This window comes from Streptomyces sp. NPDC057877, assembly GCF_042796855.1.
Classification (GTDB): Bacteria; Actinomycetota; Actinomycetes; order Streptomycetales; family Streptomycetaceae; genus Streptomyces.
Genome location: NZ_JBHVMS010000010.1, coordinates 288,271 through 303,525 on the forward strand (window position 1 = coordinate 288,271; position 15,255 = coordinate 303,525).

The following is a 15,255-nucleotide window of genomic DNA, read 5'->3' on the forward strand; positions in this document are numbered from 1 at the left end:
CAGCGACCGGTGGTGCTGCCGCGGTCGCCGACGGGGAGGAGCACATGGTGGGGAGCCGCCGTCCCACGATCAAGACGGTCGCCGCCCGCGCCGGGGTGGGACGGACGACCGTGTCCCGGGTCATCAACGGCTCGGAACTCGTCAGCGCCGACGCCCGGGCCCGGGTCCTGGCGGCGATCAAGGAGCTGAACTACGTTCCCAACTCGGTCGCGCGCGGCCTCGTGACGAGCCGTACCAACGCGGTGGCCCTGGTGATCCCGGAGTCGGAGAGCAGGCTCGGCTCGGAGCCGTTCTTCGCCGCCCTGATCCGCGGGGTGAGCGGGGCGCTGGGCGAGACCCGCACCCAGCTCCAGCTGATGCTGGTCCGTGACCAGGCCGAACGTGACCAGCTCACCGCGTCGGTGGCGACCCGGCGGGTGGACGGGGTGCTGCTGGTCTCGGTGCACGCCCACGACCGGCTGCCCGGCCTGCTGGAGGAGCTGGGCCTGCCGACGGTCCTCGCGGGCCGCCGTGACGAGCGGGAGCGGCTGAGCCATGTCACCTCCGACAACGCCGGGGGCGCCGCCGCGGCCGTCCGGCATCTGCTGGCGCGCGGGCGGACCCGGATCGCCACGATCACCGGTGCGCTGGACATGGACGTCGGCCGTGGCCGCCTCGCCGGGTGGCGTGACGCGCACCGCGAGGCCGGGGTGCCCGCCGACGAGTCCCTGGTCGAGCCGGGGGACTTCACGGAGGAGGGCGGCCGTCAGGCCATGCGTTCGCTTCTTGAACGCGCCCCGGATCTGGACGCCGTCTTCGCCGCCTCCGACCTGATGGCCGTCAGCGCCCTGACCGAACTGCGCCGCCAGGGGCGCCGGGTTCCGCAGGACGTCGCCGTCGTCGGTTTCGAGGACTCCGTCCTCGCCCGCCACACCAACCCGCCCCTGACCACGGTCCGCCAGCCGGTCGAGGAGCTGGGCCGGACCATGGCGCGGATGCTGCTGGACGAGATCACCGAAGTCACGCCGCCGGGGCGGCACTTGACGCTGCCGACGGAGCTGGTGGTGCGCGAGTCGTCCTGACCGCGCGCCGCACCGAGGTGACCGCCCGCACGGGCACCTCGCCCGTACGGCCGACCGCTCGGCGCGCGGAGTGCGGGCGGCGGTGCCAGCGTGGAGGCAGAGGCGGCCGGTGCGGCAGGGCACGGCGGTGCCTGACAGGACGGAGCGGGCGGTCATGGCGCGGGCGATCTGGACAGGCGTGGTGACGTTCGGGCTGGTCAGCGTGCCTGCCGGGCTGTTCACCGCGACGCGGGACCACACGGTCCACTTCCACCAGTTGCAGCGCGGCACCTCCGATCGCATCCGCAACCGACGGGTCAACGAGCGCACCGGCAAGGAGGTCGCGGGCGAGGACATCGTCAAGGGCTTCGAGGTGGCCGACGGCGAGTACGTCGTCGTCGAGCCGGAGGAGCTGGACGAGATCGCGCCGGGCCGCTCGAAGACCATCGAGATCTCCGACTTCGTCGACCTGGACGCCATCGAGCCGGTCTACTTCCACCGCACGTACTACCTCGCCCCGCGCGGCAAGGAGTACCTGAAGGTCTACGAGCTGCTGCGGGCGGCGTTGGCGAAGGCGAACAAGGTCGGCATCGCCACCTTCGTCATGCGCGGCAGGCAGTACCTGACCGCGCTGCGCGCACAGGACGACCTGCTCGTCCTCCAGACCCTGCGCTGGGCGGACGAGGTCCGCGACCCGGCCCGGGAGCTGCCCGAGCCGCCGTCCGGGCGCGCGGGGCGCGGCAAGGAGCTGGACATGGCGCTCCAGTTGATCGAGGCGCTCAGCGGCCGGTGGGAGCCGAGCCGGTACCACGACACGTACCAGGAGAAGGTGCGGGAGCTGGTGCGGGCGAAGGCCGAGGGCCAGGAGGTCGAGGTGGCGGAGGAGGCGCCCGCGGCGACCGACGTCATCGATCTGATGGACGTGCTCCAGGGCAGTCTGGACCGGGCGGCCCGCGGCTCCGAAGGACGCGAGCCCGCGAAGAAGCCCGCGAAGAAGTCAGCGAAGAAGGGCGCGAAGAAGGGGGCCAGGAGCGAGCTGGAGCAGCTCAGCAAGGCGGAGCTGTACGAGCGGGCGACGGAGCGGGACGTGCCCGGCCGGTCGCGCATGAACCGCGAGCAACTGATCGACGCCCTGGCCGGGACGACCGGGTCCGCGGGCGGGCGCCGGGGGAAGAAGGGCGCCGCCTGAACGCCCGTCTCCCCCGCCCACGAACACTATGAACAGAAACGATCACGCCATGGCCGGGCGCCCCGCCTGTTCCTAGCATCGCAGCGCGTTGCGCAAGGACGCGCTGCCGAAGGCAAGGAGCAGAACCTTGATCAGGCCCCATTCACCACGGCGTACCGGCGACCGGCTGCGCGGAAGACTGCGTGCGACGGCGACGGCTCTCGGTGCGGCGGGGGTGGTCGTCGGCGTGCTCGCCGCCATGACGCCCGCCGTGGCGGACACGCCCGCGCCCGCTACCGCCGACTGTCCGGCCGCCCTGGCCGGAAAGGCCACCTGCTACACGGGCCAGGACGCGAACGGCGCCCACTACGCGATCGCTGTCCCGGCCGACTGGAACGGCTCCCTGGTGGTGCACGCCCACGGCGGCCCCGACCTCGGCGACGCCTCCGATCCGGCGCGCGGCCTGGAGGACCTGGACCGGTGGTCGGTCATGGTCGACGAGGGCTACGCCTGGGCCGGTTCGTCCTACCGCCGCGGCGGCTACGGCACCCGGATGGCCGCCGCCGACACCGAGAACGTACGCCGGGTGTTCGTCTCCGCCTTCGGCAGCCCGGAGCGCACCTACGTGCACGGGCAGTCCTGGGGCGGCGATGTCGCGGCCAAGGTCGTGGAGGCGTACGGGCAGCGCGGCGGCCCCTACGACGGCGCGCTGCTGACCAACGGTGTGCTGGCCGGTGGCTCGCGCGGCTACGACTACCGCGTGGACCTGCGGGCGGTCTACCAGTACTACTGCCACAACCACCCCCGCCCCACCGAGCCGCAGTACCCGCTGTGGCAGGGCCTGCGCGCCGACTCCACGATGACGTCGAGCGGCCTGCGGGCCCGCCTCCAGGAGTGCACCGGCTACGCGTCGGCCCCGCAGGACCGCACCCCGCTCCAGCAGCGCAACCTCGACGACATCCTCGCCGTCACCAAGATCCCGGAGCGCACGCTGGAGTCCCATCTGCGGTTCGCCACCTTCACGTTCCGCGATATCGTCCACGGCCGTCTGGGCGGCCGTAACCCGTTCGGCAACGTGGGCGTGCGCTACTCCGGTTCGCACGACGACCGGGCGCTCAACGCGGGCGTCGAGCGTTTCGCGGCGGATCCGTCCGCCGTCCGGGACCTGTCCTACGACAGTGACCTCACCGGCCGGGTGTCCATCCCGGTACTCACGCTCCACGCGATCGACGACCCGACGGCGTTCGTCGAGCACGAGGCCGCCTACCACGCCACCCTCCAGGGCGCCCGGCGGGACCAGCACCTGGTGCAGACGTTCACCGAGGAGCACGAGCACAGCCAGCTCAGCGCCGCCGAGTACGCCGCGTCCATCGCCGCGCTGGACCGCTGGGCGAGCACCGGCCGGAAGCCGTCGCCGCGGTCGGTCGCGGCGTCGTGCGCGGCCTTCGACCGCACCTACGGCACGGGCTGCTTCTACGACGCCGACTTCCGCCCCGCCCCCTACGCGATGCGCGTCGAGGCCCGGCCGGGTGGGCTCGGCTGGCCCGCGATGACGGCGGAGCAGGAGCGGGCGTGGAGCCGTATCGACGGCGTGGGGATAGCGCCGTAGGCCGTTCGGTGCCGTGCTGTTTCCCGTCAGGGGCCGCGGGGAACCCGGGTGCGCGGGCGTACGGAAGGGGAACGAGCCGTGTCCGACACCGACCTGTCGCGCATCCGGGACCACGCCCTGCCCCTGTCCGACGCGGCGTCGCTGGATCCGCTCCTGGAGCGCATCGGCGACGCCCGCTGTGTGCTGGTGGGCGAGGCGTCCCACGGGACGGCCGAGTACTACCAGGTCCGTGCGGCGCTGACCCGGCGGCTGATCGAGGAGAAGGGCTTCTCCTTCGTGGCCGTGGAGGGCGACTGGCCGGACTGCCTGGACGTGCACGCGTCGGTGGTCGCGGCGCCGGGCTCGCCCGAGGGGCCCCGGGAGGCGCTGGCGGGTTTCCGGCGCTGGCCGACCTGGATGTGGGCCAACACCGACGTCGCCGCCTTCCTGAGGTGGCTGCGCCGGTACAACGAGGAGCGGTCGCCGCGGCGGCGGGTCGGGTTCTTCGGGCTGGACGTCTACAGCCTGTGGGAGTCGCTGCACGCGGTCCTCGACCATCTGCGCGAGCACGACCCGGACCGGGTGGACCGGGCCCTGGAGGCGTACCGCTGCTTCGAACCGTATGCCGAGGACCCGCAGTCCTATGCGCTGGCCACCCGTATCCTGCCCGCGGGCTGCGAATCGCAGGTGCTGTCGCTGCTCGCCGAGGCGCGTGAGCGGGCCGCGCGGACGGCCGTGGCGGACGGTTCCCTCGCCGAACTCGCGGCGCGGCAGAACGCGGAGGTGCTGGCGGGCGCCGAGCGCTACTACCGGACCATGCTCGGCAGCGGCCCCGAGTCGTGGAACATCCGCGACCGCCACATGGCCGACACCCTCGACCGGCTGATGGAGCACTACGGTCCCACCGCCAAGGCGGTCGTGTGGGCGCACAACACCCATGTCGGCGACGCCCGCGCCACGGACATGGTCGACACGGGCACGATCAACATCGGCCAACTGGTGCGGGAACGGCACATGGCCGACGGGGTGGTGCTGGTCGGGTTCGGTTCCTGTGCCGGGACGGTGCTGGCCGCGGACGAGTGGGGCGACGAGCCGAGGATCATGGAGATGCCGCGGGCCCACACCGGCAGCCTGGAGGAACTGCTGCACGAGGCGCTGCCCGATCGTCGTGCCCTGTTCGTCTTCCCGCATGTGCAGTTGCAGCGGCCACCCGTCACCGGCCCGCGCGAGTGGTTCCACCAGGAGCGCGGCCACCGGGCGATCGGCGTCGTCTACGAGCCGCGCCGTGAACGCCTGGGCAACTACGTGCCCACGGTCCTGTCCGAGCGCTACGACGCCTTCTGCTACGTCGACCGCACCGCGGCCCTGACCCCGCTGCGGCCCGCCCCGGCACCGGGCGGGGAGGAACTGACCTGGCCCGCGGGCGTGTGACCGCCGCCGGGGTCCCCCCGGTCGCCTGCACGGGCTGAGGTATCCGCCAACAGTCCGCCAGCAGTCCGTCTTTTCCGGCCCCGTGATGAACCGAAGGCCCGTGCACGGCGTGCAACCGGACAAGAACTGGCCGCAGCCGAACGCAGCCGGGAAAGGAACAGTGCATCGTGCCCACGGACTACGCATGCCATACGGCGGCCGAGCAGGCCGCCCACTCCCTCGGCCCCGTCAGCGCGGTGCTGGCGCCGGACCGGAACGGGCCCTCGGCCGAGGTCGAGGTGATGCCGGTCGTCCTGCGCAACTACCTGGGTGCCGGACGGCCGACCCCCGCGACCGTGCGGACGGGTGCTCCGGTGGTCGGGGTGACGACGGGAGCCCTGGTGCTGCGGCTCTGCCTCGAGGGGATGCGCGCGGAGATGGAGGGTGCGCTGGCGCTGTGGCACGGGAGCCTGCGGCAGCGGCTGCCCGAGGTGCTGAACCGGGGCGGGGCGGCGGCGCGGGAGTGGCAGGCCCTTCAGGAACTCCAGTCCGACGCACAGGAAGTGCTCACGTATCTGGCCCGGCGGGAGCGGGGCGGCCAGGCGGGAGCCCGTATGCTCGGCGGGCAGGTCGCGCTCATGGAGGACGTCCTGTCCGGGGCGCTGCGACGGCTGTCCGTGCCCGCGGAGTCCGCCGGGCAGTGCGCGAGCGGCCTCGCGGGGGCCGTCGGGTCGCTGTTCGGCCTGGGGCTGTCCCCGGTGGAGCGCTGAGCCGGGCCGGGGCGCCGCGAGCTGTGCGCTTTGCGGAACCTTTGCCAGGGGGCCGGACGTTGGAAGGATCGAGCGCACGGCCGCGGGTTCGTGGCGGTGCGGCTCGTCATGTGTGGTTCATTGTTCGTGACAGATCGTTCAGATCGATACCGAGGTGACGTCAATGGCAGTGTGGGACCGGCTCAAGGACCAGGCCAAGGCCCTCCAGCAGGGGCAGGGTGGCCGCAGTCCCGTCGGTGGGCGCGGTGGCCATGGCACGGGCTCCGGCGGTGGCGGACGGGCGCAGCTCGTCAGCGCGCTGAAGACCCAGCTCGGTTCCCTGAAGACCGAGTTGAAGAGTGGCGCGTACCGGGACGCCAGCATGGCGATGTGCGCGCTGGTCGCGGCGGCCGACGGCCAGGTGGACGCGGCCGAGCGGCAGCAGATGGAGGCGATGATCCTCGACAACGACGTGCTGCGGAACTTCCCGCCGGAGCAGCTGCGTCAGCGCTTCGGCAAGCATGTCGACCAGCTGACGTACAACTTCGCGCAGGGCAAGGCCGAGGCGATGCAGGAGATCGTCAAGACGGCGAAGAAGCCGACCGAGGCGCGTGCGGTGGTCCAGATGGGCATCGTGATCGCCGGTGCCGACGGGCACTTCTCGCAGGCCGAGGAGGCCGTCATCCGGGAGGTGTGCGCGGCACTGGGGATCTCCCCGGCGGAGTTCCAGCTCTGATCCGTGGCATCGGCCGCCCCGCACCCCGTCCGCGGACGTAGGACCACGGTCGGAGGACAGCGGGGCGGCGCGCCGATGTGCCCGGCGCGTCGGCGTGCTTGGCTGGCGGTCATGACGTCATTCAGCGAGGCCGAGCGCGCGTATCTGAAGTCGCAGCGGCTGGGGCGGCTGGCCACCGTCGATCCCCACGGGCAGCCGCAGGCGAACCCCGTCGGCTTCTTCCCGCAGGACGACGGGACGATCCTGGTCGGCGGCGCGGCGATGGGCAGCACCAAGAAGTGGCGCAACCTCCAGCGCAATCCCAAGGTCGCCCTGGTCGTCGACGACCTTGCCAGTGTGCGGCCCTGGAAGGTGCGCGGGGTCGACATCCGCGGGGAGGCCGAGCTGCTCGTCGGCCCGCACGACCTGGGTCCGCATTTCAGCCCGGAGGTGATCCGCATCCATCCGCGGCGGATCCACAGTTGGGGGCTGGAGGACTGAGCGGCCCGCGCCGGTGGGGAACAATCCGGCCGCGGCCGGTGCTGACGAGGGTGCCCCGGCGGGTTCACGGGTCCCAGCGGACCGCCGTCGGAGACATCACCCGTCCGGCGGAGGAGCGTGAGACCGATGACGACCGCACAGCGTGACTGGCCGTACTCGACCGATGACACATCGTTGGTGACCCGCTGCGGGCGCAGGATCGCCGTACGGCGGCTGCGGCTCGCGACCGCGGACCGGCCCATCAGCCGGGTCACCCTGGACGTGGGTCAGTACCAGGGCGGCGAGTCGACGGTCTGGGCGGCGCTCACCGCGGACGAGGCGCGTGACCTGGCACGTCTGCTCCTGCTGCACGCGGGGATGGTCGAGGGCGAGGGCGGTCCCCGGCCCTAGGGTCTGTCCGACCGTTCCCGCCTGCTCCGCGACGCCATGCACGCCCTCTCGCCGCACCGGGCCCTGACCCACGTACCCCCCGTACATCCAGTACGTGGGTCAGGGCCGGGCACTCCCCCAAGCTCCTCGATCAGGGGGACCCCCAGAGCACGCACCTGACGCCGCTGAGCCGCCCTTCGGGCGACGACGGGAATGGTCAGACAGGCCCCAGCCGGTCGGCTGCCGCCGTCGTCACCGCTCGGTGAGCTTGCGGGCGCGGGCCGTGGCCTCCTCGGTCCGGCGCCGGGCCTGGTGGACGGCGCGTTCGGCCGCCCGGGTGTCGTCCTGGGCCTTCCGGACGGCCCCCTGCGCGCGCCGCTGCTCGCGTTCGGCGTCGCGCAACTGCCGGGACAGGTCGGTGACGTGCTGTTCGGCCTGCCGCCGTGCCTCCTCCGTCCGGCGCTGTTCCTCCTCCGCCGCGGCCAGTTCGTCCTCCCGGGCGTGGAGGTCCCGCTCGGCTTCCGCGGCCTCCTGGCTCGCCCGCTCCTGTCGTTGACGGCGTTTGACGCGGGCGGCGTCCAGGTCGGCCACCTCGGCGGGGCGGGCCCGCCGGGCGCCGACGGGGAAGCCGACCGGCGCGGTCAGCGGCTTGGTCAGCCGCCCCTTCGCCCACTGCTCGGCCGCCTCGGGGTCGGCCAGCACCGCGAGCAGGGTGTCCTGGACCTCCTGCCGGACGTCGTCGCTGATGCGCTGCCCGGCCCGGTCGGTCAGCTCGGCGGCCTGCCCGGACAGGGCCTGGGTGAGCTGGTGTTGCCGTGCGGACAGCTCACGCAGCTGCTCGCCGTCCAGATCGCGGTGGGCCTGCCGGAGCGCCTCCCCCAGCCGCAGCAGCCGCTCGGCCTCGTCCGGCAGCTCACGCACCAGCAGATTGCCCGCCCAGGCGGCCAGCGTCGGTCGGCGCAACCGGCGGATCCGCGTGGCCAGTTCACCCTCGCCCGCCGCACGCGCGGCCTTGGCCCGCTCCTCACGCGCGGCGGTGAACTCGCCCGGCGGCAGGCCGTACAACTCGTCGGTGACGGCGTCCAGATCCACTCTGTCCTCCCACCACCCCCGTACGCCGATTCTGTCACGGGGCCGGTACGGGGCCTAGTCGAGGTCGATCAGCCGGTCCAGCGGAGTGCCGTGTGCCCAGCGGTTCAGCAGGGTGCCGTCCATCAGGCGGGTGTCGCCCCTGGTGCGGACCCACTCGGTGTCGCGGACGCCGAAGGTGCCGCGGTGGACGATCAGCCGGAGCCAGGGCCGGTCGGCACGGCGGTGCGGCGGGTCCTCGTCCGGCAGTGGCTCGGCGACGGGGCGGAACGCCACCTCGAGGCGGGGTCCGCCCGCCCGGCGTGCCCGTACCCGGGGCCGGACCCCGGTCTGGGCCGCGCGCCGCACCGTCCAGCCGTCGCGACGGAGCATGCGGCACACGGCCAGGGCGAGGCCGTCGAGGTCCAGGTCGGCGATCTCCTCCGGGGTGTAGTGCCCCAGTCGGCGGCGCAGGTGGGGCCGACGGCGTACGACGACCACGGGGGCGACGAGGGCCACGAGCGCCGACGCGGCGAGCGGCACGCCCACGCCGAGGTGCCGGTAGGCCACCGCCAGCCCGGCGAACGCGCCGCACACGACCAGCACCAGACCGGTGAGCGCGGGCAGTACCTCCCGTAACTCGGGCCCGTATCGGCCCTGGGCGCGCAGCAGTCGCACCGCCTGGCGTCGCCGGGTACCGCTCGATGCCGGTCGGCGCCTTGTCACCGGGCCCGCTCCCCCCACCCTCAGCGCGTGCGCGTGGGGGGAGACCTACCCAGGTGGGTGGCGTGTCAGCCCTGGGCGAGGAGTTCCAGGGTGTCGATCACGCGGTGGGAGAAGCCCCACTCGTTGTCGTACCAGGCGACGACCTTGACGTGGCGTCCTTCGACCCGGGTGAGGGCCGAGTCGAAGATCGACGAGGCCGGGTTGCCGGTGATGTCGGAGGAGACCAGCGGGTCTTCGGAGTACTCGAGGACTCCGGCGAGCGGGCCCTCGGCGGCGGTGCGGTACGCCTCCAGCACCTGCTCGCGGGTCACGTCCCGTGCGACGGTGGTGTTGAGTTCGACGATCGAGCCCACGGGCACGGGCACGCGGATCGAGTCGCCGGACAGCTTGCCGTCGAGGTTCGGCAGCACGAGGCCGATCGCCTTGGCGGCGCCGGTCGTGGTCGGCACGATGTTGACCGCGGCGGCACGGGCGCGGCGGGCGTCGCGGTGCGGGCCGTCCTGGAGGTTCTGCTCCTGGGTATAGGCGTGCACGGTCGTCATGAACCCGTGCTCGATACCGGCGAGTTGGTCCAGGACCGCGGCCAGCGGCGCGAGCGCGTTGGTCGTGCAGGAGGCGTTGGAGACGATGGTGTGCAGTTCGGCGTCGTAGGCGTCGGTGTTCACGCCGTAGGCGAGCGTGACGTCCGCGCCGTCCGACGGGGCGCCGACCAGGACCTTCTTCGCGCCCGCGTCGAGGTGGGCGCGGGCGGCCTTGGCGGCGGTGAAGCGGCCGGTCGCCTCCAGCACGATGTCGACGCCGAGTTCGGCCCACGGCAGCCGCGCCGGTTCGCGCTCGGCGAGCACCTTGATGCGGCGGCCGTCGACGACGAGGGTGTCCCCGTCGACGGTGACCGGGCGGCCGAGGCGGCCCGCCGTGCTGTCGTAGGCGAGCAGGCGCGCGAGGGCGGTGGGCTCGGTGAGGTCGTTGACGGCGACGATCTCGAGTGCGCTGTCGCGTTCGAGGAGCGCGCGCAGCACGTTGCGTCCGATGCGGCCGAATCCGTTGATGGCGATGCGAGTCATGAGTGGTGTCCCTCCGGTCCCTTCGGTACGTCACCAGCCTCGCGCGCCGACGGTGCCGGTGGCCTGGGCGTGGGCGCCATGGTTCGCAAGGATCGCGCCAGGGGGTCGGCTACTCGCCCTGGGCGAAGGTGCGCCGGTATTCGCTGGGGGTGGTGCCGAGGATCTGCTGGAAGTGCTGGCGCAGGTTCGCGCCGGTGCCCAGGCCCACGTCGACGGCGATCTGCTCGACGCTCCGCTCGGAGCGTTCCAGCAGTTCACGAGCCGCGTCGACGCGGGCGCGCATCACCCACTGCATCGGTGTGTACCCGGTGTCGTCGACGAAGCGCCGCGAAAGGGTGCGGGGCGAGACGGCCGCGTGCCGGGCGAGCGTTCTGAGGCTGAGGGGTTCGCCGAGGCGGTGCAGTGCCCACTCGCGGGTGGCGGCGAACCGTTCGCCGAGCGGCTCGGACACGCTGCGCGGCACGAACTGCGCCTGCCCGCCGCTGCGGTAGGGGGCCGCGACCAGGCGCCGGGCGGCGTGGTTCGACGCGGCCACGCCGAGGTCGCCGCGCAGGATGTGCAGGCACAGGTCGATACCGGAGGCGGCCCCGGCCGAGGTCAGCACGCTGCCCTCGTCGACGAACAGGACGTTCTCGTCGACCCGGACGAGGGGGTGCCGGTCCTGGAGCGCCCGCGCGTAGTGCCAGTGCGTGGTGGCGCGTCTGCCGTCGAGCAGACCGGTGGCGGCGAGCGCGAACGCGCCGGTGGAGATGGCGGCAAGCCGCGCGCCCCCGGCGTGCGCGGCGCGCAGCGCGTCGACGACCGCCCGCGGCGGGTCGTCCCGGTCCGGGAACCGGTAGCCGGGGATGAAGACGATCTCGGCCCACTCCAGCACCTCGAGACCGTGCGCCACGTGGTACGAGAGTCCGTCGCCGCCGGTCACCAGGCCGGGCGCCGCACCGCACACCCGTACCTCGTACGGCATGCTCGCCCGGGTCGTGAACACTTGCGCGGGAATGCCGACGTCGAGCGGTTTCGCCCCTTCGAGGACCAGGACGGCAACGCGGCGCAGCGGGGAGGATCGCACGTCGGACAGGGTACGAGGCCCGCTCCCCGCCGCCGCGCTACAGGGCGTTCCAACTGGTGGGAACGTCGTGGTACCGGCGCCGTTCGAGCCGCTGCCAGGTGGCCCGCGGCGCCCTGCCGCGGAACCTGCCCGCGCCCTCCCGCTGCCCCATCTGCCCAAGCTGCCCCATCTGCCCAAGCTGCCCAAGCTGCGCGAGTACGACGACCAGCGCGGCGAGATCCAGATCGCTGGGGTTGCCCCGCTCCACCCGCAGGTGGGCAGCGGGGCCGTCGTCCGGTGCCGCCACCACGCACCTCCCTCACGTCGGCCGACCCGAACGACGCTAGGGGCGGCGGTCGGTGCCCGCCATGCGGACGCGGCGGAACTGGGGTCGATGCTGGGGCGGTTACCAGGGCGGGCGGCGACACCGGTCGGGCAGGCTCGGGGCCCGTGACGATATCTCACCGGTTACCTCGCAGAGGTCAGCTCGCCGTCTATCTGATCGGGTGCCTGCTGTTCTCCGGCGGTGCGGCCTGCTTCATCCACGCCGACCTCGGGACCGACCCGCTGGACGTCTTCGCGCTGGGCGTCCTGGAGCACGCCCCGCTGACCATCGGTGTCGTACAGGCCTCGGTGGCCGTGGTGTGTCTGACCGTCTGGGCGGCGTGGAACCGGCGGCGGCCACCGCTCTCGCCGTTCTTCACGTTCTTCTTCTGCGGCAGTCTCATCGACGCCCTCCGGGCGCTCGACGCCGCCGGTCTCGTCCCGGTCACGCCCGGTGCGCTGATGCTCATCGGGGTGGCGCTGTGCACCTACGGATCCGCGCTGATCATCATCAGCGGTGTCGGCATCCGTGCCATGGACCTGGTCGCCATCACGATGACGCACCGCTGGCGCCTGCCGTTCTGGGCCGCCAAGGGCAGCCTCGAACTGGTCCTGCTGGCGGGCGGCTGGGCGCTCGGTGGCCCGGTGGGCGTCGGCACGGTCTGCTTCCTGGTGCTCGTCGACACGCTCATCCAGCCCTGCATGTGGCTGAACACCCGCCTGTTCTCCCTGCACAACCACGGTCTCGACCGTCCGGCTCCGGTGCTGGTCCGGCCGGACGCCGATCCCGCCTGAGCGATCCGAGTGAAAGGTCTCGACATGCTGCTGTCAGACACGTACATCGCGGGCCTGGGTGCCTGTATCCCCGAGCGTGTCACCACCAAGGAGGCCGTGGCCGCGGGCTGGTACGACGCCGACGAGGCGCAGGCGCTCGGCTGGGAGTCGGTGGCCGTCGCCGGTGCCGTACCGGCGCCGGACCTCGCGGTGGCGGCGGCGCACGACGCGCTGGAGGGTTCGGGGCACGCCGCCGCCGACATCGACGTACTGCTGCACGTGTCCTGCAACCACCAGGGGCCGGACCTGTGGTCGCCGCAGCACTACGTCCTGCGCAACACGGTGGGCGGGAACATCCCGGCGCTGGAGATCCGGCAGGGCTGCAACGGCTTCCTCGCGGCGATGGAGTTCGCGAGCGCCTACCTCACCACCGCGGCGGACCGCACCGCCGCCCTGATCACCTCGGCCGACAACTGGGGCGACCCGCTCGTCGACCGGTGGCGGGCGACCCCCGGCGGGCTGTTCGGTGACGCGGCGACGGCCTGTGTGCTGTCCCGGCGCGGTGGTTTCGCCCGCCTGGTCAACATGCGGGCGGTGTCGCTGCCGGAGCTGGAGGAGCTGAACCGGGGTGGTGAGCCGCTGTTCCCGCCGGGGTGCACGACGGGCGTACGGGTCGATCTGCGGGAGCGTGCCGTCACCTACAAGGGCGGCCAGGACCTGGTGAACGCCGGGCAGCTGATGGGCGAGACCCAGCGGGCGCTGATCGCGGAGACCCTGGACGAGGCGGGCCTCGCCCCGCGGGACATCACGCGGGTGGCGCACCAGTTCGTCGGCGACCGGAACGTGCTGGCGCGTCTCCTGGAGCCGTTCGGCGAGGACGCCGTGGCCAAGGGGGTGTGGGACTTCGGGCGCTCGACGGGGCACACCGGGGCCAACGACCAGACCAGCGCCCTGCACCATCTCGTCGCGACCGGCCAGGTGCGGGCCGGTGACCGGGTGATGCTGCTGGGCGCCGGGGCCGGGATCTCGTTCTCGTGCGCGGTGGTGGAGATGCTGGACGTGCCCGCGTGGGCGGACGACGCGCCGGGCCCGGCCATATGACCGTCGAGGCGACCGCCCGTCCGGCCGACCTGTGGGCGCTGCGGATGCGGGACGCGGCGCCCGCGCGGGAGCCGCTGGTGCGTCTGGTCTGTGTGCCGTACGCCGGTGGCAGCGCGGCGGCGTTCCACAGCTGGGCCGGGCTGCTGCCCCCGGCCATCGAACCGTGGGCGGTGCGCATGCCGGGCCGTGACGCCCGGCTCCATGAACCGCTGCGCACCGATCTGGTGGCCACGGCACGGGAGCTGGCGCAGGCGCTGGCTCCCGCGCTGAGCGGGCCGTACGCGTTCTTCGGGCACAGTCTCGGCGCCTTCCTCGCGTTCGAGACCGTGCGCGCGCTGCGGGAGCTGGGGCTTCCCGAGCCGGTGCTGCTGGCCGTGTCGGCCCGTAACGCGCCGCAGCACCGCACGTACGCCGGGGCCGTGCACCGGCTGCCCGACGACGAGTACCTGGACGTGCTGGACCGGCGCTACGGGGCGATCCCGCCGCTGCTGCGGGAGGACGCGCAGATGCGGGCGATGTACCTGCCGATCCTGCGCGCCGACACCACCATGCTGGAGACCTACCGCTACGTGCCCGGGCCCCCGCTCGGCTGCCCGGTGCTCGCCTACGGAGGCGTCGAGGACCCCGAGACGACGACCGACTCGCTGGGCGCCTGGGCGGAGGTCACGGGCGCGGGGTGCGGCACGCTCCTGCTGCCCGGCGGCCACTTCTTCCTCCAGCCGTCGAAGGAGCGCCTGCTCACGCATCTGTCCGGGGAGTTGCTGCGCGCGCTGGTGCCGTGAGCGGGCCTGTCAGCGTCTGCGGGCCGTGATGAGGACGTAGCCGAGTCCCGGGGTGTCGAAGGTGTCGTTCACCGTGTCGAGCAGGAGGCGCACCACCTCGTCGCCCGCGAGGGCCGTCCACTCGGCGCGGTGCTCGGACACCATCGCCCGCAGCCGTCGCCGCACCGGCTCGGGGACGCGGACACGGGCGGTCACGTCGGTGAGGTCCAGGACGTCGAACCCCTCGGCGGACAGCAGCGGTTCATAGGCGGCCAGCGGGACCGCCGTGACGAGCGGGTGGCTCGCCGACCAGTCGCGGCCGGGCTCGTGGAACATGTCGGCGACCGCGAGCCGCGCCCCCGGTCTGAGGACCCGGGCGGCCTCCCGCAGCGCCTGCGGCTTGTCGGGCATGTGGATGAGCGACTCCAGGAACCAGCCCGCGTCGAACGACGCGTCGGGATACGGCAGTTGCCGCGCGTCGGCCCGCTCGAAGCGGACCCGGTCGGCCAGGCGCGCGTGGCGGGCCCTGATGCTGGCGTGCTCGATCTGGCAGCGGCTGACGGAGACCCCGACGACCTCCACGGCGTGGCCGTGCGCCAGGTGGAAGGCGGGCTGCCCGATGCCACACCCGATGTCCAGCACGCGCTGGCCGGTCCGGGGGGCGAGCCGCTCCACCATCAGCGCGGTCAGCCGCTCCGTGGCGGCCTCGAACGTCGCCTCGTCGTCCGCTTCCGTCCAGTAGCCGACGTGCAGGTTGCTGTCGCAGACGCGCGCGTGCACGGCGCTGAAGGAGTCGTAGAGCACGGCGACCGCTTCGGCGTGGGACGGATGCGACGAGGTCATGCGGGGCCC

Annotated in this window: 17 protein-coding genes; 11 read left to right on the plus strand and 6 right to left on the minus strand. The window is 73.1% G+C overall.

The annotated features are described in order from the left end of the window. The first annotated feature begins 44 nt into the window (after window positions 1-44). The 8 genes from ACFVQG_RS30070 to ACFVQG_RS30105 all read left to right on the plus strand — a co-directional run bounded on the left by ACFVQG_RS30070 (window position 45) and on the right by ACFVQG_RS30105 (window position 7,561). Window positions 45-1,061 carry a LacI family DNA-binding transcriptional regulator gene (locus tag ACFVQG_RS30070; protein ID WP_383389337.1) on the plus strand — a complete coding sequence of 339 codons (1,017 nt, stop codon included), beginning with the start codon at window positions 45-47 and terminating at the stop codon, window positions 1,059-1,061. 154 nt (window positions 1,062-1,215) lie between these two features. Beyond that, window positions 1,216-2,229 (plus strand): Ku protein, encoded by a 1,014-nt coding sequence (locus ACFVQG_RS30075; protein ID WP_383389440.1) that lies wholly within the window; start codon window positions 1,216-1,218, stop codon window positions 2,227-2,229. Between the two features lie 127 nt (window positions 2,230-2,356). Further along, window positions 2,357-3,817, plus strand: coding sequence for a hypothetical protein (locus tag ACFVQG_RS30080; RefSeq protein ID WP_383389339.1), 1,461 nt, complete (start codon window positions 2,357-2,359; stop codon window positions 3,815-3,817). 78 nt (window positions 3,818-3,895) lie between these two features. Beyond that, window positions 3,896-5,227, plus strand: a complete 1,332-nt coding sequence (locus ACFVQG_RS30085) for an erythromycin esterase family protein (RefSeq protein ID WP_383389340.1) — start codon at window positions 3,896-3,898, stop codon at window positions 5,225-5,227. Between the two features lie 167 nt (window positions 5,228-5,394). Continuing rightward, window positions 5,395-5,976 carry a hypothetical protein gene (locus tag ACFVQG_RS30090; protein WP_383389342.1) on the plus strand — a complete coding sequence of 194 codons (582 nt, stop codon included), beginning with the start codon at window positions 5,395-5,397 and terminating at the stop codon, window positions 5,974-5,976. Between the two features lie 163 nt (window positions 5,977-6,139). Beyond that, complete coding sequence (locus tag ACFVQG_RS30095) at window positions 6,140-6,691, plus strand: tellurite resistance TerB family protein (protein WP_383389344.1); 552 nt, start codon at window positions 6,140-6,142, stop codon at window positions 6,689-6,691. A gap of 111 nt (window positions 6,692-6,802) precedes the next feature. Beyond that, on the plus strand, window positions 6,803-7,171 hold the full coding sequence (locus ACFVQG_RS30100) for a PPOX class F420-dependent oxidoreductase (protein ID WP_383389346.1): 369 nt from the start codon (window positions 6,803-6,805) through the stop codon (window positions 7,169-7,171). A gap of 126 nt (window positions 7,172-7,297) precedes the next feature. Then, entirely contained in the window at window positions 7,298-7,561 is a 264-nt protein-coding gene (locus tag ACFVQG_RS30105; RefSeq protein ID WP_383389348.1) for a hypothetical protein, read from the plus strand. A 231-nt stretch (window positions 7,562-7,792) separates the two neighbouring features. On the opposite strand, the gene ACFVQG_RS30110 is transcribed toward ACFVQG_RS30105, so the two are convergent. The 5 genes from ACFVQG_RS30110 to ACFVQG_RS30130 all read right to left on the minus strand — a co-directional run bounded on the left by ACFVQG_RS30110 (window position 7,793) and on the right by ACFVQG_RS30130 (window position 11,750). Continuing rightward, complete coding sequence (locus ACFVQG_RS30110; protein ID WP_383389349.1) at window positions 7,793-8,632, minus strand: hypothetical protein; 840 nt, start codon at window positions 8,630-8,632, stop codon at window positions 7,793-7,795. A 54-nt stretch (window positions 8,633-8,686) separates the two neighbouring features. Next, entirely contained in the window at window positions 8,687-9,334 is a 648-nt protein-coding gene (locus ACFVQG_RS30115) for a hypothetical protein (RefSeq protein ID WP_383389351.1), read from the minus strand. Between the two features lie 65 nt (window positions 9,335-9,399). Next, on the minus strand, window positions 9,400-10,398 hold the full coding sequence (gap, locus tag ACFVQG_RS30120) for a type I glyceraldehyde-3-phosphate dehydrogenase (protein WP_383389353.1): 999 nt from the start codon (window positions 10,396-10,398) through the stop codon (window positions 9,400-9,402). Between the two features lie 109 nt (window positions 10,399-10,507). Next, window positions 10,508-11,464 carry a GlxA family transcriptional regulator gene (locus tag ACFVQG_RS30125; protein WP_383389355.1) on the minus strand — a complete coding sequence of 319 codons (957 nt, stop codon included), beginning with the start codon at window positions 11,462-11,464 and terminating at the stop codon, window positions 10,508-10,510. Window positions 11,465-11,501: 37 nt separating this feature from the next. Next, complete coding sequence (locus ACFVQG_RS30130) at window positions 11,502-11,750, minus strand: acyl-CoA carboxylase subunit epsilon (protein ID WP_383389357.1); 249 nt, start codon at window positions 11,748-11,750, stop codon at window positions 11,502-11,504. 143 nt (window positions 11,751-11,893) lie between these two features. On the opposite strand from ACFVQG_RS30130, the gene ACFVQG_RS30135 reads away from it, so the two are divergent. Genes ACFVQG_RS30135 through ACFVQG_RS30145 form a run of 3 tightly spaced genes read left to right on the plus strand, consistent with a single transcriptional unit; the run spans window position 11,894 to window position 14,424 of the window. Further along, complete coding sequence (locus ACFVQG_RS30135) at window positions 11,894-12,562, plus strand: YitT family protein (protein WP_383389359.1); 669 nt, start codon at window positions 11,894-11,896, stop codon at window positions 12,560-12,562. 24 nt (window positions 12,563-12,586) lie between these two features. Continuing rightward, window positions 12,587-13,642, plus strand: a complete 1,056-nt coding sequence (locus ACFVQG_RS30140) for a ketoacyl-ACP synthase III family protein (RefSeq protein WP_383389361.1) — start codon at window positions 12,587-12,589, stop codon at window positions 13,640-13,642. Further along, window positions 13,609-14,424, plus strand: a complete 816-nt coding sequence (locus ACFVQG_RS30145) for a thioesterase II family protein (protein ID WP_383389363.1) — start codon at window positions 13,609-13,611, stop codon at window positions 14,422-14,424. Before ACFVQG_RS30140 ends, ACFVQG_RS30145 begins: the two co-directional genes overlap by 34 nt. Window positions 14,425-14,433: 9 nt before the next feature. Here the strand turns inward: ACFVQG_RS30145 and ACFVQG_RS30150 are convergent, their stop codons facing one another. Next, on the minus strand, window positions 14,434-15,246 hold the full coding sequence (locus tag ACFVQG_RS30150; RefSeq protein ID WP_383389365.1) for an SAM-dependent methyltransferase: 813 nt from the start codon (window positions 15,244-15,246) through the stop codon (window positions 14,434-14,436). Window positions 15,247-15,255: the final 9 nt, after the last annotated feature.

Excerpts from the sequence above, each read along its gene's own strand:
- ACFVQG_RS30140 (WP_383389361.1), top strand. The coding sequence starts at position 12,587 with ATGCTGCTGTCAGACACGTACATCGCGGGCCTGGGTGCCTGTATCCCC.
- gap (WP_383389353.1), bottom strand. The coding sequence starts at position 10,398 with ATGACTCGCATCGCCATCAACGGATTCGGCCGCATCGGACGCAACGTG.
- ACFVQG_RS30070 (WP_383389337.1), top strand. The coding sequence starts at position 45 with ATGGTGGGGAGCCGCCGTCCCACGATCAAGACGGTCGCCGCCCGCGCC.
- ACFVQG_RS30100 (WP_383389346.1), top strand. The coding sequence starts at position 6,803 with ATGACGTCATTCAGCGAGGCCGAGCGCGCGTATCTGAAGTCGCAGCGG.
- ACFVQG_RS30095 (WP_383389344.1), top strand. The coding sequence starts at position 6,140 with ATGGCAGTGTGGGACCGGCTCAAGGACCAGGCCAAGGCCCTCCAGCAG.
- ACFVQG_RS30105 (WP_383389348.1), top strand. The coding sequence starts at position 7,298 with ATGACGACCGCACAGCGTGACTGGCCGTACTCGACCGATGACACATCG.
- ACFVQG_RS30150 (WP_383389365.1), bottom strand. The coding sequence starts at position 15,246 with ATGACCTCGTCGCATCCGTCCCACGCCGAAGCGGTCGCCGTGCTCTAC.
- ACFVQG_RS30075 (WP_383389440.1), top strand. The coding sequence starts at position 1,216 with ATGGCGCGGGCGATCTGGACAGGCGTGGTGACGTTCGGGCTGGTCAGC.